The following is a 25,532-nucleotide window of genomic DNA, read 5'->3' as shown; positions in this document are numbered from 1 at the left end:
TTCCCGAATGGCCCCGCGGCGGTGGCTCACCCGCCGGTGCTCACTCGGAGCCCAGGTAGTTCCTGATGTCGGGGAGATTGCGGTACCGCTCGGCGACGTCGAGGCCGTAGCCGATGACGAATGCCGGTGGGATCCGGAAGCCGATGTAGCGGAGATCGACGTCGGCTTCCTGGTTGCCCTCACGGACGAAGAGCGCGCACACCTCGAGCGAGGCCGGTTGGCGTGCCCGCAGGGTCTTGCGCAGGTACCGGAGCGTCAAGCCCGAGTCGATGATGTCCTCGACGATGATGACGTGGCGGTCGGCGAGATCGATGTCCAGGTCCTTGACGATCCGGACGACGCCCGACGACCGCGTGCTCGCCCCGTAGGACGAGACGGCCATGAAGTCGACTTCGACCGGCGCATCGATCGCCCGAGCCAGATCGGCCATGAAGATGAACGCACCCTTGAGGACGGCGATGAGCAAGGGCGTCTTGCCCTCGTAGTCCTCGGCGATCTCCTTGCCGAGTTCTGCGATCCGAGTGCGCAGGTCCTCTGCCGTGACGAGCACGTCGCCGATGAGTTCGTCCTGCTGTTCAGCCACGCGCGCCGAACCTAGCCGCGCACCGGAAGCCGTCTCGCTTCGAGCTGCTGGTTCGACCGACGGATCTCCAGACCACCACCCACCTGGGCTGCGACGGCGTCACCGCGGGCGACGCCGAGCACGCGATCGACCGAGGCCAGGTCGGGCGGGTGGCCGTCGGGGTCGTGTGCACGGAGCCACGCCCGCACCGCACGACGCCCGAGCGCCACCGGTGCGTCGGCCAACGCTCGAGCATCAGTCGGATCGATGGCTGCGGCCAGGCGCTCCAGGTGCTCGACGTCGGCTGCGACGACGTCGGCCGATCGGGCCAGGATCGGGCGCACGTCTCGCTCGGCGACGTCGTCGAGCAGCGGCAGGACCTCGTGTCGGATCCGGTTCCGACGGAACCGGGCATCGGTGTTCGTCGGATCCCGTACCGGATCGAGGCTGAGCGCAGCGCAGATGGCCTCGGTCTCGGCGCGTCGAACGGCGAGGATCGGGTGTCGAGCGGGCGACATCCCGCGAAGGCCGTCGAGCCCGGTTCCCCGCAGGAGCGCCAGGATGACCGTCTCGGCCTGATCGTCGAGGGTGTGTCCGAACAGCGCGTCGTCGGGAAGGACGTGGTGGCGGGCGCGCCGGGCCCGTGCTTCGAGGTCGCCGCCCGGGTCGACCGTGACCCGTTCGGCTCGGAATCCGGCGCCGAACCGGTCGGCGGCATCGGCGACGACACGCGCTTCACCGGCGCTGTCAGGACGCAGCCCGTGGTCGACGTGCACCGCCGTCACCCGCAACCCGGCATCGACCGCCAGAGCCAACAACGCCAGCGAGTCGGCTCCTCCGGACACCGCACAGGTGACGGTGGTTCCCGCCACGGGGAAGGTGCACCGGTCGCGCACCGATGCGACAGCGCTGCCGAGATCAGCCACGGCGAGCGTCGACTGCCTCAGTCGGCGACGACGAGCGTGCCGCTGCGCAGCATGTCGAGCGCATCGGGCACGCTGTCGATGCCGAGAGTGCGAGCGCTGCGCCGGAGGCTCGCGTAGATGTTGGCGCGACTGACTCCGAGCGTCGCCGCCGCGTTGACCACCGAATCGGTCTCCGACACCACACGGAGGATCTCGAGTTGGGTGTCGGTCAGTTCGCCGGTCACCAGGCGGCGCGGCGTGTCGCCTCCGTCGCCAGCGGCGGTCCGGGACATCCGTTCGAGCCCGGCGAAGCGAGGCCGCGGTTCGGTGTCGACCGTGTCCGGTGACATGCCCTTCTCGATCCGGGCGATGGCGGTGAGCGCACCCGTCTGGGCCTGTCGCCGCTGTTCGGGCTCCGGGGCACCGGCGAGCACCTCGCGCACCGTGGCCAGGAGGTCGTCGGCGTCCACGGGCTTGACCAGATAACGGATCGCGCCACCGACCCCTCCACGGGCCTTCTCCATGTCGGCGCCCAACGAGGTGACCATGATCACCCGCACGGTCGAGATGCGATCGTCGAAGTGGGACTTGAGCCGGTCGAGGACGGTCCATCCGTCGACCTCCGGCATCATCACGTCGAGCAGCACGACGTCGGGCACCTCGACCTCGATGGCGGCGAGGGCGTCGTCGCCGTCGGACGCCGTCATGACCAGGTGGCCGTCCGATTCGAGCGCCATCTGGGCGAGGTAGCGGATGTCGGGTTCGTCGTCGACGACGAGGATCGACGCCATCAGGTCACGAGCTCCTCGGACAGTCGGACCCGGTCGACCCACTCCTGCGGGTCGCGGATCTCGGCGAGGGTGGGGAGCCAGCTCGGGCCTCGCCATGCCGGTTCGAGGCCGGTCTTGCCGCCGGCGAGCCGCTCGACCTCGGCGATGAAGTCCTCGCCCTGCTGGTACTGGTTCAACTTGGCCTCGAGCCCGAGCACCCGTTGCACGGTGCGATTGACCGCGTTGGCCGAGGCCCGGCGCTGCTGGAGCACCCGAGCGAACCGGTCGGCCGACGGGACGTGGTCGATGCCGGCGCGGTTCATCGTGACATCGCCGTGTCCTTCGAGCAGGCTCATCAGCCCGCCGATCTGGTCGAGCACCACGCGCTGCTCCGGCGAGGCCAGGACGTGGGCGAGCCCGCCCTCGGACATGGGGCTGCGCCCGGCGCGGATCTCGTCGACGGCCCGCTTGAGCGCCCGCACCAGCACCATCGGGTCGACAGAGGCGGACGACAGCATCGAGTCGATCAGGCCGAGGTAGTGCGACCGCATCCACGGCACACCGGTGAACTGCGCGCGGTGGGTGACCTCGTGAATCGCCAGCCACAAGCGGAACTCGCGTGGCGGGAACCCGAAGCGCTTCTCGAGCGACAAGACGTTGGGGCCCACGTAGTAGACGGTGTCGCCCACGTCGTCGGGCCGGTCGTCGTCGCCGGCCGCCATCAACAGGTCGTACTGGCCGAGCACGCGACCCGACATCCATCCGAGCAACATGCCGACCTCGGCGGCGGCGGCGGTCCGCATCACCACGGCGCCCGGGCCCCGCACGCGGGACGACATCCGGTCGGTCACCGGCGACAACAGCCGTTGGAACGAGGCGATGTTGGCTCGCACCCAACCGGCGCGGTCGGTGACCTGCCCACGGGCAGCACCGGACAACGAGCGCAGTCCGGTCTCGGCCTCGACCAGTTCTTCGGCGAGGGCGGTCAGTTCTTCGAAGTCGGCTTCGAGCGAGTCGGCCAGGTAGGAGTCCGCGAGCGGCTCTCGACCAGCGGCCCGAACGGCGATGCGTTCAGCCAGGTCCCAGTCGACCAGGTCAGCCACGCTCTTGGTCGGCCCCCGGGTACTTCGGCTTGACGACCTTGTTCAGGTACCCGATCACGACCATCGCGGTCACCGGGACGACGGCGAATGCCATCAGGACGACAGCGATCCAGAAGTGCCAGATGGGAGCTGCGAACATGACTCGATCCTAGGTCGACGGCTCGTGGCCGATGGCATCCGCGATCCGCGCACGGAGGTCGTCGGTCGCCTTCTCCCGACACTTGCTCGAGACGTAGGCCTTGATCTCGGCCTCGAAATCGAACGCCTCGAAGCACGGCGGACAGTCCTCGAGGTGCTGTTGGATCGCAGCCCGCTTCGCGTCGGTGCACTCACCGTCGAGGAAGTGGTACAGCTCGTGCAGCGTCTCGGAGCAGTCGTGTTTTTCAGCAGCCATTCTCGTCAACTCCCGACATCGCTCAGATTCGTGGGCTCGGCGAGTCCACGGGCGACGGCGAACTCGTACAACTGCTTCTGGAGCGCTTTTCTTCCCCGATGCAGCCGAGACATCACCGTGCCGATGGGGATGTCGAGGATCTCGGCGATCTCCTTGTAGGCGAACCCCTCGACATCGGCCAGCAGGACGGCGATGCGGAAGTTCTCCGGAAGCGACTCCATCGCGTCCTTGACCTCGGACTCGGCGAACAGGTCGAGGAGCTCCTCCTCGGCCGAACGACCGGCGGTCGCTGCCTCGAGCCCACCGAGGCGGCGATAGAGGTACAGGTCCTCGACCTCGGCCAGGTCGGTCTCGTCGGGCCGACGCTGCTTCTTGCGGTAGATGTTGATGTAGGTGTTCGTCAGGATCCGGTAGAGCCAGGCCTTGAGGTTGGTCCCCTCGGTGAAGCCGCCGAAACCGCGGTACGCCTTCAGGTAGGTCTCCTGCACCAGGTCCTCGGCGTCGGCCTTGTTGCGGGTCATCCGCATGGCGGCGCCGTAGAGCGAGTCCATGAACGGCATGGCCTGTTCGGAGAACGTCGCTTGGTCGGCCATGGCCGACGACCCTATCCGGCGTCCGCTGGATCGACGGGCTCGGCGAAGGCGACGACGTTGCTCTCGTAGCTGCGGATCGAGGCGTTGAACTCCCCTCCGCACGTGATGAGGACGAGGCGCTCTGGAAGCGTCCGGGAGAACAACTCCGCCGGCAGCTCGTCCTTGCCGTATTCGGTCACGGCGGTGATCCGGTAGCGCCGGCTCGAACCGTCGTCGAACGCCACCGAGACGTCGTCGCCGTCCGAGAGACGCTCGAGATGGCGGAAGACCCCGTCGACACCGTCGTACGCGATGTGTGCAGCGAGGACGGCCGACCCGACCTCGCCCGGGGCGACACCGAGTTCGTACCAACCGACGTCGTCGACGCCGGGGATCTCCATCTCGCCGTTGGGTTCGAGTCCCACCGGGAGGACCGGTGCGCCCTCGACGCCGAGGGCGCTGATCGAGAGACCGGTCGGCCGTCGTGGCGCCCGGTGCTCGGACGGGTCGTAGAGCGCGGAGTCGAGGCGCTCCGTACGACCGGAGAGCGCCGAACTCCCGAGACCCTCCGAGGGCACGTCGCCCTGATCGGGTGTCGGGAGTTCGGCGCCTTCGCCGGCCGGGGCGCTGCATGCGCCCACGGCCAGCAGGACGGCAGCCGACGCCACCAGGAGGGCATGGCGACGACTGCGCACGTCAGCGGGTGCGGGCCATCGCCATGCGACGGACCGGGACCGCAGCCACGAGCAGGGCAGCGAAGGCCGCGAGGGCGACCGGGAAGCCGGTGCTGGTCTCGCTGACCGGGCTGTTGCCGGTGTTCACCGCGCTGGGCACGGGCGTCTCGGCAGCGGCTTCCTCGGCCGGCGCAGCACCGAGGCCCGTGATCGACTCGGTGAGGACGGTCAGCGTCTCACCCTCGAGCGAGCCGACGGCGTAGACGATGAGGCTGGTGCCGTCCTCGATGGCGAGGTCGGCCGGGCCGATCACGACGGGGGCGGTCTCGCCGGCAGGCACGACCGAGGCGCTGATGGTGCCGGTCGGGAGGTCCGCGGAGACCTCGTTCGGGTTGGTGAGACCCTCGAACGCAGCGTCGCCGTTGGCGAGGACGTCGACGGCCGGAGCGGCTGCCGTGTGACGCACGGTCAGGCGACCCTGGCCCGCCTCGATCGGCGAGGTGTCGTTCTCGAACACGGCGAGGGTCGGGTTCCCGTCGGCGTCCAGGTGGGCGATGATCGTGTAGTTGCCCGTGGCCGGCAACGCCGTGTCGCCGGCGGGGATCGCAGTGGTGTCGGTGCCTGCGAGGTTCACCATCAGTCCGACGAGGGTCTCGCCGGCCAGGGACGAGAGGTCCTCGGTGTCACCGGGCTGGAAGTCGGCGAACACGACGTCGCCGTCGACGATCACGTCGACGGGAGTGTCCGGGATGCCGTGGATCAGGTGGATGCGGACATCTTCTTGGGCGCTGGCCGGGAGGGCCAGGAGTGCGACCGCCGCGGTGGCGAGCGCAACGATTCGAACGAGGTACTTCATGGGTTTCTCCATCTGGGTCAGTGGTGGTGAATCACATGGAGTACGGGTTCGGCGATCCTCTGGATGAGAGGTCTAGCGAAATCCGTGGTATGTCCCGTTTGCCACGTCGTCGAAGGTCGACACCACCACGCCACCGTCGAAGAGCGACCACAACTGGTCCTGGACGACGACCGCACGGGACGGGTACCTGCCGCCGGCGATCACCGTTCCCCGCTCGGTGATGCCCGAGTCGGCGACGTCGAAGACGGTCATGCCGGCGCCGAATCCCTCGGGCTGGTTGGGGGTCGGCTCCTGGAACCGTTCCATCGGGAGGATCGCCGCCGACTCGGGCGCCCACCACAGGAAGGCCTGCGGGTCGTTGCCGGCCTGCGAGTAGGCCTCGCGCTCGGTGTGGGTCTGGATCTGCTTCGGGTTCGTCGGGTCGGAGACGTCGAACAGCGAGATCAGGAACCCCTGGTCCCGGCCCTCGAGGTCGGCGTCACGACCGATGCCCAGGAGGCGCCCTTCGCCCACGGGGTGGAGGTACGACGAGAAGCCGGGGATCTTGAGCTCCCCCACGGCCTGCGGCGACCGCGGGTCGGACAGGTCGATCACGTAGAGCGGGTCGGTCTGGCGGAACGTCACCACGTAGCCGACCGGGCCCATGAAACGGACCGACTGGATGGTCTCGGTCCTGCCCAGGCCACCGACCGAGCCGACCTCGACCAACTCGCCGCCCTGGACCTCGAAGACGTGCACGCCGGACTCGCTCTCGTCGCGGCCGTCCCACGGCGTCCCCTCGGTCGTGGCGACACGGAGGTGGCCGTCGAACTCCGACAGCGAGTACTGGTTGAGCGTGCTCCCGGGGACCTCGCCGGCGGCGACGTGCGAGGCCGCTCCGTCTCCGCCCAGGTCGAAGGCGTGGACCGCCGTCGACCAGTCCTCGGACGAGATGCCGCCCTGGTCGCCGGCGCTGACCCACTGGGTGGCCGCCACGTAGAGCGTCGACGCCGAGGCGTAGACGGTCCCGGCGTCGGCCACGATCGTCGTCGTGTTCGACGGGTCGAACCCGCTGTCGAAGTCGACCCGGAGGATCGACGTCTCGCTGATGCCGGCATTGACCTCGGGCACGAGGACGTCATCACATTCGACGATGGCCCCTTCCAGTGACGAGGGAGCTGCGCCGTCCTCGGCCGCGGTCGTCGTCCGGAACGCCGGCAGCCAGTCGTCGATGGTGGTCTCGTCGATCGTGTCGTCGAGCGCAGCCTCGATGTCGGACATGTCGACCATGTCGTCGAAGGCACGGGCGAACTGCGGCGGCTGTGGGTACGACGTCACGACGATGCGAGCGACGCCGTCGACGACACGGGTGTCGACGTGGTTGCCCTCGATCTCGGTCGTCTCGATCACGGCCGGAGCCGTGCGGTCGGACACGTCGATCAGTTGGATCGACATCCCGGCGGCGAACGACGGCGGATCGATCGGCATCGGCTCGGGCTCGACCGGGAGCGGAAGCGGTTCCGGGAGTGGTTCCGGCTCGTCGTCGGGGGCGACGCCCGGTTCGACGGGTTCCGTGCGGGCCTCGTCGGTCGCCGGCGGCGGGCTCGAGATGGCGATGTCATCGACGGGCATCGGACCGCCGTAGAAGCCGCCACCACCGGAGATCGCGAGCAGCCGGTCGCCGGAGAGGAGGATCTGCGCCCCGTAGGAGGCGAGGGCGAGGCGGCTCAGCACCTCGGCGGTGGCGCCGTCGAGGATGACGAGTTCTTGTTGATCGACCACATAGACGAAGTCACCGTCGTTCTCGACCGTGTCGGGTTCGTCGATGCCGGCTTCCTGGGTGTTGGTGTCGGACGAGCCGCCGTCCGCGGCGCGACCGCTCTCGGGCGATGCCGGCGCCGCCGAGAAGCCGTCACCGGACGCCTCGTCGACCGCCACGCCGGTCGGCGCCGAGTCCTCGAGCACCCCGCCGACCGGAGTGAACGATTCGCCCTCCATGCCGAAGCCCATGGATCCACGCAGGACCGCGGGGGCAAACGTCTGGAAGTCCTCGAGGACCTGGTCGCAACTCTGCCCCTCGCGCAGGAGTGTCGGGGCGTTCGACCGGACGCCGAGGAAGAACGGACTCCCGCCTCCCGCCGCCCGGGGATCGCCGTCCCCCGACGAGCACGCTGCCGCCGTCAACACCACGGCCAGCGCCATCGCTGCCGCCCGCACACCCGTACCCGTTCGTGGAGTTCGCATGGTCCTGTGACGTCGCGAAACCGTCGTCCGGTTCCCGCCCGCCGTGTTTTCCCCTTCGACGAGTCTGTCAAGGTCTGCCCCCGACCTGCCGACAACTCTTCCACACCCTTCGAGAGGCGGACACGATGCGGACCCAGACCATGACGGAGACCTGCAGTCTCCTGATCGTCGACGACAGCCACGAGGTTCGCTATCTCCTCGGCTGCGCGCTCGAGGCCGACGAGCGCTTCACCGTGGTCGGTGAGGCCGACACCGCACGTGCCGGACTCGAGCTGGCACTGCGGGCCCGCCCCGATGCCGTGATGGTCGACCTGTTCCTGATCGGTGAGGACGGCCTCTGGCTCCTCCGACGACTTCGACGTGACCTACCCGGCGCTCGCCTCGTGGCCGTCACCGGCTCGAGCGATCCGGTGCTGCATGCCGAAGCCACCGCGGCGGGAGCCGACGCGGTGCTCGAGAAGCGCAACCTCACGACTTCGTTGCTCGACAAGCTGGACGCGGCAACACGGCGGTAGCGTCCGCGCGGTGCCCGACGGGACCGAGCCCCGCAACGACCGACGCATCGAGCGGCGACTGGACGACCCTGCGCGCCTCGCTGCGGTCCGAGCCACCGGGCTCCTCGACGCACCCACACCGCCCGCGGTGGCGAAGATGGTCAGTCTCATCCCGTTGCTCATGGGTGCCGACGCTGCGCTCGTGAGCCTCGTCGATCTCGACCGTCAGTTCTTCGTCGCATCCACGGGTCTCCCCGAGCCGTGGTCGAGCCGTCGCCAGAGCGACCTCCCTCGGTCGCTCTGCCAGTTCGTCGTCACCGAGGACCAACCGATGGCGTTCTTCGACATCGAGGAGTCGACGTTGCTCGAGGGCACGCTCGCCGGCGAACTCGGTGTGGCGTCGTACCTGGGAATGCCGCTGCGTGGTGCCGGCGGCGAGGTCCTCGGCGCGACCTGCGCCATCTCGTCGACGCCTCGCGCCTGGACCGACACCGAGCGCCTGGTGCTCTCCACGATCGCCGACGTCGTCAACGGCTTCGTCGCCGCCGAGGCCGGACCCGACGCCGACGTCGTGGCCGACCGGGTGGCGCTCGTGGCCCACGACCTGCGCAGCCCCGTGGCCACGCTCGTCGGCGCCGCCCGTCTGTTCAGTGGGAGTGACGCCGCCGACCGTGAGAGCCTCCGCGCCGTCATCGACCGGTCGGCCGCCCAACTCGACGGCCTCGTCGACGACCTCCTCATCGCGACCCGCCCCCACAACCTCGACATCCCGCTGAAGCGCGAACACCTCGACCTGCACCAACTCTGCGAACGCCTCGCCGCCCAGAAGACCGCGACGCACGGCGTCAGGGTCACCGTGACCGCCAAGACCCCGGTCCACGCCCTCGTCGATCAACGCGCGATGGAGCGGGTGGTGCAGAACCTCCTCGACAACGCCCTTCGCCATGGCGAGGCCCCGTTCGAGATCGAGGTCACGCAGACACCTGCGGGGGCGTCGATCTCGGTCGCCAACGCCGGCCCACAGATCGATGCCGAAGCTGCCGCGCTGCTCTTCGGCCGCTACCGGCCCGGCACCGGCTCGGGTTCTCGCACCGGCCTGGGGCTCCACATCGTGTGGCGTCTCGTGACCGCCCACGGGGGCAGCGTCCGACTGGTGGACGACCCCCTCAGCGTCGTGTTCCGCGTCGACCTTCCCCACGACTGAGGCCTCACCGTCACCGGCAACGACTTGGAGCCCGAAGCGAGAATTGAACTCGCGACCTACGCTTTACGAGAGCGTCGCTCTGCCAACTGAGCTATTCGGGCGGAGCCGTGCACGCTAGCGCGAGGTGGGCGCCGCGCCGGAAGCCGATCTGCGGTCAGAGCGGCGGAAGCCCGGCGACGAGGGCCTGCAACAGCAGCAGTTCGTTCGGATTGCGGTCGATCGCCTCGGCGACATCGCCCAGCCGGTCGATGGCGTCGAGCAGCGGAACGGGGTCGTCGACGATCGCGAGGCGGTCGCGATACGTGGCCGCCATCATCGCCAGACCGAAGCGGAGTTCGATGCGCCGGTGGCGACGGACCTGACGCTTGTGGCGGGTCTCCAGGTCCTTCAACGCGCCGCGAGGGAGACCGAGGTCCTCGATCTGTCCGGCGAGTTCGACCGCCTCGACACGCTGGCGGGCGTCGACCGGCTCCTGCGCGGCGTCGATGTGAGCGATGACCTCGTCGACGAGTTGGGCTGCGGTGTACCCCGTGCCATCGACCCGCAGCGGGATCGTCGACCACGCATCGCGACGCACGTCGAGCGACGGGTCCTCGACCAGCAGCCGGGCACGGAGCAGATCGCCCGTGGACGCAGCCGCCGCGGCCGCCGCCGTGTCGGGGGTCGCACCCGACGCCACGAGGGCGTCGATGATGGCGTCCAGGGGAACGGCGCCGACGTCGATGCGCACCGCACGACTGGCGATGGGCACCAACTCCGGGGGCACCTCCTCGGCGAGGATCACGAACACCGTCGAGCCCGACGGTTCCTCGATTGTCTTGAGGAGCACCGGCCCGGCCTGGTCGACCTTCTCGAACTCGGTCAGCACCAGCACCTTGCGGGCGCCCTCGACCGGGCTGCGGGACGCGGCCTTGATGATGGCCTCGGCGTCCTTGACGAGGATGGCGAGCCCCTCGGGAGCGAACACGTGGAGGTCGGGATGGCTCTCGTCGAGCGCGAGGCGTTGGGCGCGGGCGACGTCGGCGCCACGCGTCGCTGCGTCGTTGCCGAGCAACGCCGCGGCGAAGGCCGCGGCCAACGCCCGCTTCCCGGAACCCATGGGCCCGACGAGCAGGTAGGCGTGCACCGGTTGCACGGCGGCGGCCTGTAGTTGGGCGACCGCATGGTCCTGGCCGACCACCCCGGACCAGATGTCGACCGCAGACGTCGCAGCGGGGTCTTGGTCGATCGCCGTTCCGGTCACGGCGTCCATCCTGCCTGATGCCGGCGGCGGTTCACCCGCCCGCGACCAGCGGGGCGACGGCCTTCCAGATCTGCGCCTCGATCTCGTCGGCCGACAACGACGCGTCGATCACCAACCAACGATCCGGATCGGCGTCGGCCTGGATCCGGAACCCGGCCCGCACCCGTTCGTGGAACTCGACCTCCTCGGCCTCGAGTCGGTCGGGTGCCACGTCGTGCACCCTCGCCCGAGCGACCTCGACCGGGAGGTCGAGGAAGACGACGAGGTCGGGCTGCAGACCTCCCGTGGCCCACAGCGACAGGTCGCGCACCTCGGTCGGGTCCAACCCTCGCCCGTGGGCCTGATAGGCCACCGAGGAGTACAGGTAGCGATCGGTCACCACGTGCCGGCCGCCGGCGAGCGCCGGTTCGATCTCCGAGGCCACGTGTTCGGCACGATCGGCCGCCATCAGCAGCGCCTCGGTCCGTGGGTCGAGGTCACCGGTCGCCGGATCGAGGAAGATCGAGCGGATGGTCGCGCCGGCGGTCGTGGCGCCGGGCTCGAAGGTCCGCACGGCGTCGAGTCGTTCGGCGAGGCGGCGGGCCTGCGTCGACTTGCCGACCGCTTCTCCACCCTCGAACGCGACGAACCGTCCCCGCACGCCGGTGGTCGTCACGCGTCGGTGCCGTTGCTGCCGGTCCCCTTGGGCATGTCGACCATCTCCTTGCGGGCCGCGTCACGCATCGACGATGCCGCGATGAATCCCGCGGCCACGATGATCAGCCCGGCGGTCCACAACGTCAGTACGACGCCGGGGACCGCGATCGACGCTCCGAAGACACTGAGGTGGTTGTCGTCGAACACGGCGTCGGAGAGCTCACCGAAGAGCTCGGACAGGAACGGTCCGACGGCGAACGAGATCAGGACGCAGAGCCGTACCAGCGTGTAGAGCGCCGAGAAGATGCGCCCGCGCAGGTCGTCCTCGACGTGCTCGTGGAGCATCGTGAACCCGAGGACGTAGACCGTGCCGGCGCACACCCCGAGCACGAAGACGAACACCGATGCCAGGACGATGGCGGACATCGACGCAGCGGCCAGCAGCGAGGCGCCGGCCACGAAGACCGCGGTCACGAACGCCCACTCCTTGGGGACACGCTTCTGGAAGACGGAGATCGTCACGACACCGCCGGCGACACCCAGACCGAGTGCGAAGATCAACACGCCGAAGCCGGCCTGCCCGGAACCGAGGACGTCTTCGGCGAACACCGGACCGAGCGGGACGAGCATGCCGCCGCCGATGAGACCGGTGGCGAGGCCGAGGTTCACCGACCGGACGACCGGGTTGATGAACACGAACTCCCAGCCCTCGCGCAGCTCTCGCCACGCCGAGCCGAACTCGATGCGCCGACCAGAGGTCCGGGCGCGCTCCTCCTTGCGACGACGCGGCAGCGGGAGGGAGTAGATCATCAGCGCCGACAACCCGAACGTCGCGGCATCGAAGTAGAACGCGAGCCCCTCCGGGGTTCCCCGCAGGACGGTCAGGAGTTCGAAGTCGCCCAACCACTCCGACGCCTTGGCCAGCAACGAGAAGATGCCGGCGGCGAGGGGGATGGTGCCGTACGCCGCCACCAGCGAGAGCGAGTTGGCCGTGGTCAGGTGGTCCGACGGGACGATGTGCGGGACCGAGGCCTCCTTCGCCGGTGCCCAGAGGAGGGTGAAGACCTCGAGCACCAACGACGCGACGATCAACCCGGGCACGGTGTCGACGAAGGGCAGTGTGGCCAGGACCAGCGCCCGGCCGATGTCGCACAGCACCATGAGGCGCTTGCGGTCGAAGCGGTCGGCGAACACCCCGGCGGCGGGCCCGAGGAAGAACCCGGGGACGATCCGGGCCGACATGACCAAGCCGATGGCAGCCTCGGGACGCTCCGGGCTCAGTCGGGTGGCCAGTGCGGCGATCGCGAGGAACCCGAGCCAGTCGCCGGTGGCCGACACCACCTGGGTGAGCCACAGACGGAAGAACGCCGTCGAGCCGAAGAGACGGACGTGCATGCGCGTCGGTTCCTGGGGGTCGTCGACGGCAGGCATCGACAACGTGGGGAGGTCTCCCTCGGCACTGGGGTCGCGGGGGTCCGCCATCACATCACGACGTTAGAGACTGCGGGAGCGGGAGCGGTCGATCCGATCCGATCCACGTGGCCTCACGTCGTCTTCTTGGTCGCCGACTTCTTCTTGGCCGCAGTCTTCTTGGCGGCCGACTTCTTCTTCGAGGCCTTCTTCTTGGCCGGCTTGCGCTTGGCCGCCGTCTTCTTCTTCGGGGCGGTCTCGCGCCGGATCTGGAGCAGCTCCGATGCACGCTCGATCGTGATCTCCTCGACGAGATCACCCTTCTTGAGGCTGGCGTTGGTCTCGCCATCGGTCACGTAGGGCCCGAAGCGGCCGTCCTTGACGACGACGGGCTGCTCAGTGACGAGGTCCTTGCCCAGCTCGCGCAGCGGCGGCTTGGGGGCTGCCTGACCGCGACGGCGCTTCGGTTCGGCGAACAACGCCTTCGCGCGTTCCATCGTGACCGTGAAGATCTGCTCCTCCGACTCGAGCGAGCGCGAGTCGGCGCCCTTCTCGTCGCCCTTGGAGACATAGGCGCCGTAGCGACCGTTGCGGGCCAGGACCGGGAGACCGGTCTCCTCGTCGATGCCCACCTCGCGGGGCAGCGACAACAGCTTGAGGGCGTCCTCGAGCGTGACGTCCTCGGGCTTCTGGTCCTTGAACAGCGACTCCATCTTCGGCTTGACGTCGTCACCGAGGGTGTCGAAGTCGCCGAGCTGCACGTAGGGACCGAAGCGACCGGTCTTGACGTAGACGGGCAGCCCCGAGTCGGGGTGCTCGCCGATCGGCACGTCGCCCTTGGGTGCGGCCAGCAGTTCGATCGCCTTCTCGAGGGTGAGCTCGTCGGGCGGGAGCCCTTCGGGAATCGACGCGGTGTCGTCGTCGCCACGCTTCACGTAGGGGCCGTAGCGGCCGGGCTTGGCGACGACCATCTGGCCGTTGTCGTCCATGCCCAGGGGGAAGGTGTTGACCTCGGCGGCGTCGACCTTCTCGAGCGCCTCGTCCACGGTGATGCCGAGGCCGTCGCGACCGGTCGCCTCGTCGCCGAACCAGAAGCGGTGCAACCAGGGCACGCGTTCCTCGTCGCCGGTGGCGATGCGGTCGAGGTCGTCCTCCATCTTGGCGGTGAAGGCATAGTCGACGTACTCGCCGAACTGGCGCTCCAGCACGTTGACTACGGCGAAGGCGGTCCACGTCGGAACGAGCGCCGAGCCCTTCTTGAAGACGTAGCCGCGGTCTTGGATCGTGCCCATGATCGACGCGTACGTCGAGGGACGACCGATCCCGAGTTCCTCCATGCGCTTCACGAGCGATGCCTCGGTGAAGCGTGCGGGCGGGCTTGTCGAGTGGCCGTCGGCGGTCAGCGCGGGGTCCGGGAGGGCGTCGCCCTCGGAGAGGTTCGGGAGCACCCGTTCCTCGTCGTCGCGCTCGTCCTCCTCGTCGGTGTCCTCGACGTAGGCCTTGAGATAGCCGGGGAAGGTGATGACGCGGCCGCTGGCACCGAAGGTGCACCGCACCGACGGCGATCCGTTGGTCGCGTCTTCCCGGGACACGGTGTCGGCGTTGATCCGCATCGAGATCGTGCGGCCGACCGCGTCCTCCATCTGCGAGGCGACCGTGCGCTTCCAGATGAGGTCGTAGAGAGCGAGCTCGTCCTTGCGCAGCTCGGCCTTGAGCTCGTCGGGGGTCTTGAACGCCTCACCCGACGGACGGATGGCCTCGTGCGCCTCCTGGGCGTTCTTCGACTTGCCCTTGTAGGTACGGGGCTCGGCCGGGACGTAGTCGTCGCCGTAGAGCTCGCGGACCTGGGTGCGAGCCGCATGGACCGCGGTGTCCGACAGCGTCGTGCTGTCGGTACGCATGTAGGTGATGTAGCCCTTCTCGTACAGGCCCTGCGCGATGCGCATGATCTGGCTGGCCGACATCCGGAGCTTGCGACCGCCCTCCTGCTGGAGGGTCGACGTCATGAACGGCGGCTTGGGGCGACTGCGCCAGGGCTTCTCCTCGACCGAGGCGACCTCGTAGGGCTGCCCCTCGAGACCAGCCTTCAGGTCGGTGGCACGGGCCTCGTCGACCACGGCGACGTCGGCCCGGGTGACCTGCCCGTCCTGACCGAAGTCACGTCCGCTGGCGACACGGGCACCGTCGAGCGCGACCAGCTTGGCCGTGAACTCGGGGTCGGTGGGGAACGCCGCGGTCAGGTCCCAGTAGTCGGCGCTGACGAACGCGATGCGCTCACGCTCACGCTCGACCACGAGACGGACGGCCGGCGACTGCACACGACCCGCCGAGAGGCCACGGTTCACCTTGCGCCACATGATCTGGCTGACGGGGTACCCGTACAGACGATCGACGATGCGTCGGGTCTCCTGGGCGTCGACCCGCTTGTAGTCGATGTCGCGACTGTTCTCGACGGCGTGCTCGATGGCGCCGCGGGTGATCTCGTGGAACACCATCCGCTTGACCGGGACCTTGGGCTTGAGCACCTCTTGGAGGTGCCACGCGATGGCCTCGCCCTCGCGGTCCTCATCGGTCGCGAGATAGAGCTCGTCGGCATCCTTCAGCAGCGCTTTGAGCCGCTTGATGACGTCCCGCTTGTCGGGGTTGATCTCGTAATCGGTCTTGAAGTCGGAGTCGACGTCGATCGACAGGCCCTTCGAGGGCAGGTCGCGGATGTGTCCCACGGAGGCTTCGACGATGTAGTCGTCACCGAGGAACTGGCTGATCGTCTTGGCCTTTGCAGGAGACTCGACGATGACCAGAGGTCGCGACGGAGAGGGTGTCGGCACGGCAGCAGGGTATGAACGACCCCCGAGACCGTGTCAAGCCGCCGGTCGTCGCGAGCGAGTCGCGTTAGGTTCCGCCGACGATGACGAACCTGCTCCATCTCGTGGTCGCGCTCGTCGACGATCCCCGTGCCCGCAACGAGTTCCGCGAGGATCCGGAGGCATCGGTGGCCGACGTCGACGACCTCACCGGGGAGGACGTCACGGCGGTTGCTGACCTCGCTCGCGTCCAGGTCGATCCTGCTCGGGAGGCCGTGCTCGCCGCGGTCCTCGACCTCCGCGCCGGCAACGACGAGTCTCCCCGTGCGGTCGCCGTTCGAGGGCTGCTCGCGCTCTGCGACGCCGCCGACGCACTGACCTGACCACGGGCACCGCAAAACGGCGTCCGGGTGCACGAGCGGCCACCGAAGCGGCGGATCGTGCACCCGAACAGCGGATGTCTGGTGGGCGCCGGAGCGCCCGCTGGTCAGGGCCTGATCAGAGCGCCTTGAGCAGGATGGCGTCGCCCTGGCCACCGCCGCCACAGAGGGCGGCCGCACCGAACTCGACGCCGCGACGCTTCATCTCGTGGAGCATGGTGAGGGCGAGGCGGTTGCCCGACATGCCGACCGGGTGCCCGAGAGCGATGGCGCCACCGTTGACGTTGGTGATGTCCGGCGTGATGCCGAGCTGGTCCATCGAGGCGAGGCCGACCGCGGCGAACGCCTCGTTGAGCTCGTAGAGGCCGATCTGGTCCTGCGTGATCGGGGCGCCCTCGAGGGCGTTGAGGATCGCGCGGCTGGGCTGCGTGAGCAGGGACGGGTCCGGGCCGGCGACCTGGCCGTACCCGACGACCTCGCCGAGGCCGGTGATGCCGAGCTCGGCGGCCTTGGCGGCCGAGACGACGATCGTGGCCGACGCACCGTCGGAGATCTGCGACGCGTTGCCGGCGGTGATGTTGCCCGCCTTGTCGAATGCGGGGCGGAGTCCGCCGAGGCTCTCGGCCGTGGTGTCGCCGCGGACACCCTCGTCGACGCTGACGAGGACCGGGTCACCCTTGCGCTGGGGCACGGGGACCGGGACGATCTCGTCGTCGAAGAGGCCGTTCTTGATGGCGTCGGCGGCACGCTGGTGGCTCAGAGCCGAGAACTCGTCCTGCGGGGCCCGCTCGAGACCGGCCGAGGCCGCGTACTTCTCGGTACCGGCGCCCATGGCGACCTGGTCGAAGGCGCAGAAGAGACCGTCGTACATCATCGAGTCGACGACCTTCTGGTCACCGATGCGGTAGCCGGCACGAGCGCCGGGGAGCAGGTACGGAGCGTTGGTCATCGACTCCATGCCGCCGGCGACGACGACATCGGCGTCGCCCGACTGGATCATGAGGTCGGCGAGGTAGATGGCGTTGAGGCCCGACAGGCACACCTTGTTGATGGTCGTCGCAGGGACGCTCATCGGGATGCCGGCGTTGCTGGCGGCCTGGCGGGCGGCGATCTGACCGGCACCGGCCTGGATGACCTGGCCCATGATGACGTAGTCGACGTCCTCACCGGAGAGGCCGGCCTTGTCGAGCGCACCCTTGATGGCGACACCACCCAGATCGGTGGCAGCCATGGATGCGAATGCACCCGACAGCTTCCCGATCGGCGTACGAGCGCCAGTGAGGATCACGGAACCAGGCATGAGGACAACTCCCCCGTCGATGAATGTTCGCCAGCAATCGTAGGGAGGCCGCGCTACCCGCGGTAATGCAGTCGGCGATCGCCGACTCAGCGGGAGGCTGGCTCCTCGAAGGTCCGGCGGAGGGCGAGGACCACGACGTCGTACAACTTCGACTCGAGGTTGACCTCGATCACCTCGCCGACGGCGTGCCCGCGACGGGCTGCAGCCTCGGCCCGCAGGTCGATGACCTCCCCGACGAGGACGCTGTCGTCCTGGCTCGCAGGGATGTCGACGTGCCGCGGCGGTGGGGGCGGTGGCGGAGGAGGAGGCGGCGGTGGAGGTGGTGGCGGCGGCGGGCCGGCACTGGCCGGTGTCGGCTGTGCCGTCCGTCCGGCGGTCGGTGGGCGGTGCGGCGACGCGGCGGACGGGAGGGCGCGCTGCGACGAGATCTCGGCCAACACCCGGTCGCGGAGGTCCGACGCCTCGGCGCGCGTCGCGGCCGCCCACGACGCGGCATCGCGCCGGATGGCGGCCGCGTCGCGTTCGGCCTGACGGCGGATGCCGTCGGCCATGCGGCGCGCCTCGGCCAACACGACCTCCGGGTTGCGGTACCCGTTTCGACGTCCACCGAGTTCATGCACCGTCGCGCGACGCTACCGGCGACTCGCCGGCCAGTCGTGGACAGGGCGGAGGTCAGACCAGGTGCGCGACCGAGTCCGGCAGTTCGTCGGCGACCCGGATGATCGGGATGCCCGTCTGGGTGTTCTCGTGCATCTCCTGGAAGCACCGGGGCATGTCGTCGAAGGAGTACACCTCGTCGTGGATCGTCGGCTTGAAGACCGACCCGTAGAGCTCGGTGGCTGCCTCGCAACCGATCGGCGTCTCGTAGTGGGTGTGGTCGATGGTGACCTGCTTCACCGACTGCACCGTCGAGTTGTAGGAGACGACCTGGCTCAACTGCCAGCCGGCGCTCACGTTGACACCGCAGCGCCCGGCCACGGCGAGGCCGGCCTCGAAGACCGGGCCGCGGAGCATGTCGCAGACGAGGTGCATGCCCTCGCCGTCGGTCAGCCCCTTGACCTCCTTGGAGAAGGCCTTGATGTCGTCGCGGGTGGCGAAGCGGTTGAACTGCTTCTGGTCGATCCCGACGATGCCCTGCTTCTCGAGCGCGTCGCGGCGCTCCTTGCTTCCGGCGCAGAAGTAGGCGTTGTGCCCCTCGGCCTTGGCGAGCATGAGGAACAGTTCGCCCACGCCGCCACCGAAGCTCAGCACGTTGAGACGGGCCTTGCGCTCGTACGGGACCTTCACGCGGTAGATCCCGATGGCCCGGCGCCACAGGTGGTAGGCGGTGGGGGCCCGGAGCGGCAGTGCGGCCATCTCCCAGAGGTTCAGACCACAGTCGAGCGGCGCCTTGATGAGCTGCCACTCCTCGACGACGGCGTCCTTGGCGTACCAGCCGATCGACTCGGGCTGGTCGTAGGCCCAGATGCGCAGCGGGAAGCCGTTCTCGTCGGGCTCGCCGTTGCAGTGGGTCACGACGATGTCGCCGGCGACGAACTTGGTGACGTCGCGGCCGACGGCGGTGACCTCGCCCAGCGCCGAGTTCCCGGGGTAGATCTTTCCGCCACGGGCTTCGGCGATGTTGATGGTGTCGGCCGTGGCCGCGTGGTCGATGTTGTGCTCGGCGGAGACCGCGAGGATCTTCATCTGCACGTCGGTCGGGCCGAGGTCGCGGAGTTCGAGATCGTCGACGGCAACGACCTTCGAGACGTCGACAGCGCTCGGGTCACCGCCGCTGGCCGCGGTCTCTGCCGCGAGACGCTCTGCGGTGATCGAGTAGGCACGGGTCATCGTGGTCATCGGGGCTCCAATTCATCGGGGGTCGCATTCGGACCGGCGATCAGCGACAAGATCCTGCCGGATACGGACCCGCAGAACGGAATGCAGCGTGCATCGGCTCGCCAGCCGGGCAACGCGTTTCGACAGATCGGCCGGCCGGTTGCGCGTTCGTGCACCCCAGGCAGCTCCCCGGAGCGGCGGCGCGGCCACGATCCGTGGCCATTCGCCGGTCAACAGCGACGTCTGTCACCGATGCGGCCCGCGTGGGCGGTTTCGGTGCGAGAAATTCGGCGAGCAGGCACGCATCCGGCCGCTGCGCGTCGAATCATGCAGCAATGCCTGATGACGAACTCGCCGCGCTCGCTGCGCACTGGCTGCTGGGACGCCTGAGCGTGCTGCAGGCCACGATCTCGCATCTCGCGACCGCGGACGGACTCACCACGCAACGACGGCTCGAACTCCTCGACCTCTCGCGCGAGGTCAGCGCCCAGATGCAGGAGTCGCTCGAGGCGATGGCTCGTGGCCTCCCGGCCGCTGCGCGGACGACCCTGATCGACCTGTCGGATCGAGTGGCGGTCAGCCCGCCGGAGTGATGATCGTCTGCAGTTCGGTGTAGGGCTCGATGCCCTCGGGGCCGAGCTCGCGTCCGACACCCGACGACTTGAAGCCGCCGAAGGGTGCCTTCATGTCGAGGATCATCTGGCTGTTGATGGTGACGACACCGGTGCGCACCTGCGTGGCGAGCTCGGCCGCGTGGTCGACGTCGGCCGACCAGACCGAACCGCAGAGCCCCATGTCCGAGTCGTTGGCGATGCGGACGGCATCGGCCTCGTCGTCGTACGGGATGGCGGTCAGGACCGGACCGAAGATCTCCTCGCGGGCGATCCGCATGTCGTTGGTGGCGTTGGCGAAGAGGGTCGGCTCGATGAAGTAGCCGGGTCCGTCGGGCTGGCCACCGCCGGTCACGACGGTCGCTCCCTCCTCGACACCGAGCTGCTGGTAGCCCTTCACCCGGTCGCGCTGGCTGGCGTTGACCAGGGGCCCGATGGCCGTCGTCGGGTCGAGCGGGTCGCCGACAGGCATGGCCGCCATGGCTTGGCCGATGGCGTCGACGACCTCGTCATACCTCGTGCGGCTGATCAGGAGTCGACTCTGCGCACCGCACACCTGGCCGTTGTTCATGAGACCGGATCCGAGGAGGTCGCCCATGACCGCGTCGAGGTCGACGTCGTCGAGGATGATCGCCGCCGACTTGCCGCCGAGCTCGAGCGTCATCCGCTTGAGCTGCTCCCCACAGATCGCGCCGATCTTGCGGCCTGCGGCGACCGAGCCGGTGAAGCTCACCTTGTCGACGTCGGGATGCCGGACCAGGTACTCCGACGGGCCGCGGTCCGCGGCGACGATGTTGACGACACCCGGCGGGATCTGGGCTTCGACGACGGCCTCGGCGAGCAGGTAGCTGTCGAGGGGCGTGTCGGGGGCCGGCTTGAGGACGATGCAACAGCCGGCCGACAACGCCGGGCCGAGCTTGAGGACGCTGATGAACAGCGGGACATTCCACGGGATGATGCCGGCACACACACCCACGGGGACCTTGCGCACCGTGACGGGGCTCAGCGCGCCCTGGCGTTGGGTCACCCAGTCGTGGTTCTTGGCGATGTCGACGTAGGCGTCGAGCACCATCGTCGACGAGAAGACCTGCCCCATGATCGACCAGGCCGACGGCGACCCGTTCTCCTTGGTGATGATGTCGGCGATGTCTGCGCCGCGTGCCTGGAGCGCAGCCGAGAGACGGGCGATGGCGTCGGCGCGCTCGCTCGGACTCATGCGGGGCCACGGCCCGTGGTCGAACGCCTCGCGAGCTGCGGCGACGGCACGATCCATGTCGGCCTCGATGCCCGACGGGCACGAGCCCAGCACCTGCTCGGTCGCGGGGTTGATGACCTCGATCCGATCGGTGCCGGCCGGGGCGACGAACTCGTTGCCGATGAAGAACGTGTCGTGGGTGAGGAGATCGCTCATATCTGACACTGTGTCAGATCAGCCGGTCCGAACGCGCCGACCCGAACGCGCCGGTCGGCGCGTTCGACCCATATACGGGTGCCATCGCGCCGATCGTTCCGCAAGGATCGGGGGATGCCGACCGTCGACCACCTGCTCTACGACGTCTTCACCGACACGCCCTTCACCGGCAACCCCCTCGCGATCGCCGTCGACCCGCCGGCGTTGTCCGACGCGCAGATGCAGACGATGGCCAAGGAGCTCAACCTCTCCGAGACCGTCTTCCTCACGACCGGCGGCGCCGACGGTGTCGTGACCCGCATCTTCACGCCGGCGGTCGAGTTGCCGTTCGCCGGTCACCCGACGATCGGCGCCGCGCTCGCACTGGCCGACCTCGGGCTCACCTCGGGACCCGTGACACTGCTCGAGCAGGTCGGGCCGATCGAGGTCGCGGTCGACGACGGGTTCGCGTCGCTGACCACCGCAGGCCCACCGACCTCGGTCGACGTCGCCGACCCCGAGGACGTGATCCGTTCCCTCGGACTCGAGTTGTCCGACCTCCACTCGTCGCTCGGGGTCCGCGGTTGGAGCGTCGGTGGCCCCTTCACCGTCCTCACGGTCCGAGATGTCGAGACCCTCGGTCGATGCCAGGTCGACCTGTCGTGGTGGCGCGACACGATGGCGCACACCGCCGCCCCGGACATCTACGTCCTCGCGCCGGTCGACCCCGGCCAGCGTGTCGATGCCCGAGCGTGGCGAGCGCGGATGTTCGCGCCGGCACTCGGGATCGGCGAGGACCCCGCCACCGGTTCCGCCGCGGCCGCGACGTGCGGCTACCTCGCTGGGCACGCGTCGCCGGAGCGACTCGCCGAGGGGTGGGTCATCGAGCAGGGCGTGGAGATGGGTCGCCCGAGCGAGATCCACGTCGGCGCCGTGCTCCGGGGGCCCGAGTTGGTGGCCGCCACCGTCGGCGGCCGCGCCGTTCGGGTCGGGGCCGGGTCGATGGACCTGTAGGAAGGGGCCGTGTACGACGATGACGACGAACTGCTCGAGCGCGACGAGGGCGCACCCATCTGCGGCTGCGGCGTGACGATGCTGCCCGACGGTGACGACGGCTTCGTCTGCGACAACGCCGACTGCGAGGCCTACGGCGAGTCGGCCTGACCGACGCCGGTCGTCGTGGCTCCGTGGGGTACGACGACCCGGTCGGCGACCTCTTCGATGTCGGGGTACAGGACTCGGATCAGACCGATCGCCACGGCGGTCGCCGCGAGTTGGGCGGCGATGAATCCGGGCGCCGACGACGGCTCGATGCCGGCGAAGGTGTCGGAGAACATGCGCGCCACGGTGACCGCGGGGTTGGCGAAGCTGGTCGACGACGTGAAGTAGTAGGCGCCGGCGATGTAGCCGCCGACCGAGAACGCCGCCATGCCGGCACGGCCAGAGCGGACGACGCCGAAGATCACCAGCAGCAGCCCGAGCGTCGCCACCCCGTCGGCGAAGACCAGGTGACCGGCGCTGCGATCCTTGGTCGACCAGTCGACGACCGACAGGTCGAACATCACGTTGGCCGCCATCACCCCGACGATGCCGCCGCTGACCTGGGCGACGACGTACCCGACGGCCGTCGGCGTGTCGATCCCGCCGAAGGCGCGGTCGGCGATCGTGACCGCGGGGTTGAAGTGCGCGCCGGACGCTGGCCCGAGAGCGAGGATGAGCGCGACCAGGACGCCGGCGGTGGCGAACGCGTTCTGGAGGAGTTGGAGGCCGACGTCGTCGGTGAGGTTCTGGGCCATGATCCCGGAGCCCACGACCCCCGCGAGGAGGAAGGCCGTGCCGACGAACTCGGCGACGAGCTTGCGGGTCATGCGACGTCCAAGCTGGCGATGAGGGCCTCGACCCGAGCGCGGATGTCGTCGCGGACCTCGCGCACCATCTCGATGCCCTGGCCCGCGGGATCGGCGAGTTCCCAGTCCTCGTAACGCTTGCCGGGGAAGATCGGGCAGACGTCGCCGCATCCCATCGTGATGACGGCGTCGGCGGCCCGGGCGATCTCGTCGCTCCACGGCTGCGGGACCTCGGCCGAGATGTCGACGCCGACCTCCGCCATGGCTTCGACCGCAGCAGCGTTGGTCTCGATGCCGGGCTCGGAGCCCCCGGAGAACACCTCGATCCGGTCGCCGGCGAGGTGCCGGAGCCACCCGGCGGCCATCTGCGACCGCCCGGCGTTGTGCACGCACAGGAAGAGGACGGCCGGCTTGTCGAGTTCGCCGACGTCGAGCCGTGCCAGTGCCCGGAGACGGTCGCGGGTGAACCGCTCGACCAGGATCGGGAGCCAGGTCGAGAACCGCGCCCGCTCGTCCATCTTGGTGAGCGAGTCGGCGACGTAGCGGTCGACGGTCTCGGCATTGAACGTTCCCGCGAACTCCTCCCGGAGGCGTGCGGCGGCCTCGTCGACGAGCGCGTCGGCGGGCTTGGTGGGTGAGTCGGTCATCGGGATGCTCCTTGCTCGCCTCGGACGAGGCTGCGGATACGGGTGTCGATGTCGGCGAGTGCGCCGTCGAACGCCTCGGCGGTGCCGACGTCGACGGGATCGGGGACGGACCAGTGCAGCCACGTCGGGTCGGGCTCGAGCTCTTCGTGGGCCCGATCGCACACCGTCACGACCAGATCGGCCGACTCGACATCATCGAGGTGCCGTGGTCGAGCGTCGGCGAGGTCGAGGCCGGCACGTCGAGCGGCGTCGACGGCCCCGGGATGGACCCGGTCGGCGGGGTGCGTCCCGGCCGACGAGGCCGCGGCCCCGACGGAACGGTTCCACGCGGCAGCGGCGAGCTGCGACCGAGCTGAGTTGTGCGTGCAGACGAACAGGACCGACGCTGGCAGATCTCCGCCGCCGGTCGTTGCGTCGACCACCGGCGAGATCAGCCGAACGTAGCGACGTCGGCGATCGCCCGAGGACACGAACCGTTCGATCAGCCCGACCTCCTCGAGCACGTCGAGGTGGTGCGCCAGGAGATTGCCGGGCACGCCGAGATGGGCCGCCAACTCCTTGGGAGACCGGTCGGTGCGACGCAGTTCGTCGACCACCGCGAGGCGGAGTGGGTCGCCGAGGGCCGCGAAGACGCGTGACCGGCGGGCGACGTCGGCGGCGGTCTCGGTGGTGGGCACACACGCACCATAACCACTCATCCAGAAGTGATTCAATATTGGCTGAGTGAATAGGGGATGAACGTCATCACCGACGACCTGGCAACATCGGGCCCATGGAGATCCACCTGGTCGACGGGACCTACGAGCTGTTCCGGTACCACTACTCGCCCAACAACCGGGATCTCGACCAGGGCGCGACGCGGGGCGTCGTGAACTCGATGCTGCAGTTGGTGGACGACGGGGCGACCCACATCGGCGTCGCGACCGACCAGGTGATCGAGAGCTTCCGCAACGACATGTGGGACGACTACAAGGACGGCTCGGGCATCGACCCGCAGCTGAAGTCGCAGTTCCCGCTGGTCGAGGAGGCCCTCGAGGCGTTCGGCTTCGCCGTGTGGCCCCAGGTCACCCACGAGGCCGACGACGGGCTCGCCGCCGGCGCCGCGCTCGGGCGCTCCGACGACCGGGTCGAGCGGGTCATCATCTGCACCCCCGACAAGGACATGGCTCAACTCGTGGGCGGCAAGGTCGTCCAGTGGGACCGTCGCCAGGACAAGTGGTACGACGTCGAAGGGGTCCAGGAGAAGTTCGGCGTCCTCCCCGAGTCGATCCCCGACTACCTGGGCCTGGTCGGCGACTCGGCCGACGGCTTCCCCGGCCTCCCCGGCTGGGGTGCCAAGTCGGCCGGTGCCGTGCTCGCTCGCTACGTCCACATCGAGGACATCCCGCCGGCGGCCGGTCAATGGGACATCACGGTGCGCGGCGGAGCGAAGCTCGCCGTGACGTTGCAGGACAATCTCGAGGACGCGCTGCTCTTCCGGACGCTCGCCACCCTCCAACCCGATGCACCGGTGAGCCCCGACGTCGACGCCATGGCGTGGACGGGTCCGAGCGACGACGTCGTCACCTTCGCGGCAACGATCGGCGCAGAGCGCCTGGCAGAACGGGCACAACGCCTCGCCACCCGCTGAACCAACCCCACGCACCGAACCAACCCCACCCACCCACCAAACCAACCTGTTCTGGTGAA

General features: G+C 69.1%; 28 protein-coding genes and 1 tRNA gene. 7 read left to right on the top strand and 22 right to left on the bottom strand.

The features are described 5' to 3' along the window. Positions 1-40: 40 nt before the first annotated feature. The 10 genes from hpt to AB8619_RS01950 form a co-directional block, all read right to left on the bottom strand. A complete protein-coding gene (gene hpt / locus AB8619_RS01995; RefSeq protein ID WP_436794786.1) occupies positions 41-583 on the bottom strand; it encodes a hypoxanthine phosphoribosyltransferase in 543 nt (180 codons plus the stop codon). An 11-nt stretch (positions 584-594) separates the two neighbouring features. Beyond that, positions 595-1,488 carry a tRNA lysidine(34) synthetase TilS gene (tilS, locus tag AB8619_RS01990; protein ID WP_436794785.1) on the bottom strand — a complete coding sequence of 298 codons (894 nt, stop codon included), beginning with the start codon at positions 1,486-1,488 and terminating at the stop codon, positions 595-597. Between the two features lie 17 nt (positions 1,489-1,505). After that, positions 1,506-2,258 (bottom strand): response regulator transcription factor, encoded by a 753-nt coding sequence (locus tag AB8619_RS01985; RefSeq protein ID WP_436794784.1) that lies wholly within the window; start codon positions 2,256-2,258, stop codon positions 1,506-1,508. After that, on the bottom strand, positions 2,258-3,340 hold the full coding sequence (locus AB8619_RS01980; RefSeq protein WP_436794783.1) for a zinc-dependent metalloprotease: 1,083 nt from the start codon (positions 3,338-3,340) through the stop codon (positions 2,258-2,260). Before AB8619_RS01980 ends, AB8619_RS01985 begins: the two co-directional genes overlap by 1 nt. After that, positions 3,333-3,479 carry a hypothetical protein gene (locus tag AB8619_RS01975; protein ID WP_436794782.1) on the bottom strand — a complete coding sequence of 49 codons (147 nt, stop codon included), beginning with the start codon at positions 3,477-3,479 and terminating at the stop codon, positions 3,333-3,335. The genes AB8619_RS01980 and AB8619_RS01975 overlap by 8 nt, the downstream gene beginning before the upstream one ends. 9 nt (positions 3,480-3,488) lie before the next feature. Next, positions 3,489-3,734, bottom strand: a complete 246-nt coding sequence (gene rsrA / locus AB8619_RS01970) for a mycothiol system anti-sigma-R factor (protein WP_436794781.1) — start codon at positions 3,732-3,734, stop codon at positions 3,489-3,491. A 5-nt stretch (positions 3,735-3,739) separates the two neighbouring features. Then, positions 3,740-4,327 carry a sigma-70 family RNA polymerase sigma factor gene (locus AB8619_RS01965; protein ID WP_436794780.1) on the bottom strand — a complete coding sequence of 196 codons (588 nt, stop codon included), beginning with the start codon at positions 4,325-4,327 and terminating at the stop codon, positions 3,740-3,742. Between the two features lie 11 nt (positions 4,328-4,338). After that, positions 4,339-5,001: a class F sortase gene (locus AB8619_RS01960; RefSeq protein ID WP_436794779.1), complete on the bottom strand. Its 663-nt coding sequence runs from the start codon at positions 4,999-5,001 to the stop codon at positions 4,339-4,341. A gap of 1 nt (position 5,002) precedes the next feature. Continuing rightward, positions 5,003-5,836 (bottom strand): DUF4397 domain-containing protein, encoded by an 834-nt coding sequence (locus AB8619_RS01955; RefSeq protein WP_436794778.1) that lies wholly within the window; start codon positions 5,834-5,836, stop codon positions 5,003-5,005. 72 nt (positions 5,837-5,908) lie between these two features. After that, positions 5,909-8,059 (bottom strand): beta-propeller domain-containing protein, encoded by a 2,151-nt coding sequence (locus AB8619_RS01950; RefSeq protein ID WP_436794777.1) that lies wholly within the window; start codon positions 8,057-8,059, stop codon positions 5,909-5,911. Between the two features lie 125 nt (positions 8,060-8,184). Between AB8619_RS01950 and AB8619_RS01945 the strand changes: the two genes are divergently transcribed. Together AB8619_RS01945 and AB8619_RS01940 are read left to right on the top strand one after the other, a co-directional pair. Then, positions 8,185-8,574 carry a response regulator transcription factor gene (locus tag AB8619_RS01945; RefSeq protein ID WP_436794776.1) on the top strand — a complete coding sequence of 130 codons (390 nt, stop codon included), beginning with the start codon at positions 8,185-8,187 and terminating at the stop codon, positions 8,572-8,574. Positions 8,575-8,584: 10 nt separating this feature from the next. Further along, entirely contained in the window at positions 8,585-9,757 is a 1,173-nt protein-coding gene (locus tag AB8619_RS01940) for a GAF domain-containing sensor histidine kinase (protein ID WP_436794775.1), read from the top strand. Between the two features lie 25 nt (positions 9,758-9,782). On the opposite strand, the gene AB8619_RS01935 is transcribed toward AB8619_RS01940, so the two are convergent. The 5 genes from AB8619_RS01935 to topA all read right to left on the bottom strand — a co-directional run bounded on the left by AB8619_RS01935 (position 9,783) and on the right by topA (position 15,874). Further along, positions 9,783-9,858, bottom strand: a tRNA-Thr gene (locus tag AB8619_RS01935). Between the two features lie 53 nt (positions 9,859-9,911). Continuing rightward, positions 9,912-11,000 carry a hypothetical protein gene (locus AB8619_RS01930; RefSeq protein ID WP_436794774.1) on the bottom strand — a complete coding sequence of 363 codons (1,089 nt, stop codon included), beginning with the start codon at positions 10,998-11,000 and terminating at the stop codon, positions 9,912-9,914. 31 nt (positions 11,001-11,031) lie between these two features. Then, positions 11,032-11,655, bottom strand: a complete 624-nt coding sequence (gene tmk, locus AB8619_RS01925; protein ID WP_436794773.1) for a dTMP kinase — start codon at positions 11,653-11,655, stop codon at positions 11,032-11,034. Next, positions 11,652-13,118 carry an MFS transporter gene (locus AB8619_RS01920; RefSeq protein ID WP_436794772.1) on the bottom strand — a complete coding sequence of 489 codons (1,467 nt, stop codon included), beginning with the start codon at positions 13,116-13,118 and terminating at the stop codon, positions 11,652-11,654. Before AB8619_RS01920 ends, tmk begins: the two co-directional genes overlap by 4 nt. 62 nt (positions 13,119-13,180) lie before the next feature. Continuing rightward, a complete protein-coding gene (topA, locus tag AB8619_RS01915) occupies positions 13,181-15,874 on the bottom strand; it encodes a type I DNA topoisomerase (RefSeq protein ID WP_436794771.1) in 2,694 nt (897 codons plus the stop codon). An 80-nt stretch (positions 15,875-15,954) separates the two neighbouring features. Here topA and AB8619_RS01910 point away from each other — a divergent pair, with 80 nt between their 5' ends. Next, entirely contained in the window at positions 15,955-16,233 is a 279-nt protein-coding gene (locus AB8619_RS01910) for a hypothetical protein (protein WP_436794770.1), read from the top strand. A gap of 115 nt (positions 16,234-16,348) precedes the next feature. Here the strand turns inward: AB8619_RS01910 and AB8619_RS01905 are convergent, their stop codons facing one another. From AB8619_RS01905 to AB8619_RS01895, 3 genes are all read right to left on the bottom strand, one after another. Beyond that, positions 16,349-17,530: an acetyl-CoA C-acetyltransferase gene (locus AB8619_RS01905; RefSeq protein WP_436794769.1), complete on the bottom strand. Its 1,182-nt coding sequence runs from the start codon at positions 17,528-17,530 to the stop codon at positions 16,349-16,351. 86 nt (positions 17,531-17,616) lie between these two features. Then, positions 17,617-18,150, bottom strand: a complete 534-nt coding sequence (locus AB8619_RS01900; RefSeq protein WP_436794768.1) for a hypothetical protein — start codon at positions 18,148-18,150, stop codon at positions 17,617-17,619. Between the two features lie 52 nt (positions 18,151-18,202). Further along, the gene (locus AB8619_RS01895) at positions 18,203-19,369 is read right to left on the bottom strand and encodes an alcohol dehydrogenase catalytic domain-containing protein (RefSeq protein ID WP_436794767.1); all 1,167 of its coding nucleotides are present in this window, start codon (positions 19,367-19,369) and stop codon (positions 18,203-18,205) included. A gap of 314 nt (positions 19,370-19,683) precedes the next feature. Here AB8619_RS01895 and AB8619_RS01890 point away from each other — a divergent pair, with 314 nt between their 5' ends. Then, the gene (locus tag AB8619_RS01890; RefSeq protein ID WP_436794766.1) at positions 19,684-19,941 is read left to right on the top strand and encodes a hypothetical protein; all 258 of its coding nucleotides are present in this window, start codon (positions 19,684-19,686) and stop codon (positions 19,939-19,941) included. On the opposite strand, the gene AB8619_RS01885 is transcribed toward AB8619_RS01890, so the two are convergent. Further along, entirely contained in the window at positions 19,925-21,370 is a 1,446-nt protein-coding gene (locus AB8619_RS01885) for an aldehyde dehydrogenase (protein WP_436794765.1), read from the bottom strand. The two genes, AB8619_RS01890 and AB8619_RS01885, sit on opposite strands and share 17 nt — an antisense overlap. Before the next feature lie 114 nt (positions 21,371-21,484). Between AB8619_RS01885 and AB8619_RS01880 the strand changes: the two genes are divergently transcribed. Both AB8619_RS01880 and AB8619_RS01875 read left to right on the top strand, forming a co-directional pair. Next, positions 21,485-22,363, top strand: a complete 879-nt coding sequence (locus AB8619_RS01880) for a PhzF family phenazine biosynthesis protein (RefSeq protein WP_436794764.1) — start codon at positions 21,485-21,487, stop codon at positions 22,361-22,363. A 9-nt stretch (positions 22,364-22,372) separates the two neighbouring features. Further along, positions 22,373-22,513, top strand: a complete 141-nt coding sequence (locus tag AB8619_RS01875; RefSeq protein ID WP_436794763.1) for a hypothetical protein — start codon at positions 22,373-22,375, stop codon at positions 22,511-22,513. Here AB8619_RS01875 and AB8619_RS01870 read toward each other — a convergent pair. The 3 genes from AB8619_RS01870 to AB8619_RS01860 are packed head-to-tail and all read right to left on the bottom strand — an operon-like array spanning position 22,495 to position 24,520. After that, the gene (locus AB8619_RS01870; protein ID WP_436794762.1) at positions 22,495-23,217 is read right to left on the bottom strand and encodes an aquaporin; all 723 of its coding nucleotides are present in this window, start codon (positions 23,215-23,217) and stop codon (positions 22,495-22,497) included. The two genes, AB8619_RS01875 and AB8619_RS01870, sit on opposite strands and share 19 nt — an antisense overlap. Beyond that, complete coding sequence (locus AB8619_RS01865; protein WP_436794761.1) at positions 23,214-23,843, bottom strand: arsenate reductase ArsC; 630 nt, start codon at positions 23,841-23,843, stop codon at positions 23,214-23,216. Before AB8619_RS01865 ends, AB8619_RS01870 begins: the two co-directional genes overlap by 4 nt. Continuing rightward, complete coding sequence (locus AB8619_RS01860; protein WP_436794760.1) at positions 23,840-24,520, bottom strand: helix-turn-helix domain-containing protein; 681 nt, start codon at positions 24,518-24,520, stop codon at positions 23,840-23,842. Before AB8619_RS01860 ends, AB8619_RS01865 begins: the two co-directional genes overlap by 4 nt. A 95-nt stretch (positions 24,521-24,615) precedes the next feature. Between AB8619_RS01860 and AB8619_RS01855 the strand changes: the two genes are divergently transcribed. Then, entirely contained in the window at positions 24,616-25,473 is an 858-nt protein-coding gene (locus tag AB8619_RS01855; RefSeq protein WP_436794759.1) for a 5'-3' exonuclease, read from the top strand. Positions 25,474-25,532: the final 59 nt, after the last annotated feature.

Origin of the sequence: Actinospongiicola halichondriae (genome assembly GCF_049103745.1) — a bacterium.
GTDB lineage: Bacteria > Actinomycetota > Acidimicrobiia > Acidimicrobiales > Salinilacustritrichaceae > Salinilacustrithrix > Salinilacustrithrix halichondriae.
Note: the sequence above shows the minus strand (reverse complement) of the source record. Positions and strands in the feature narration are given on the sequence as shown.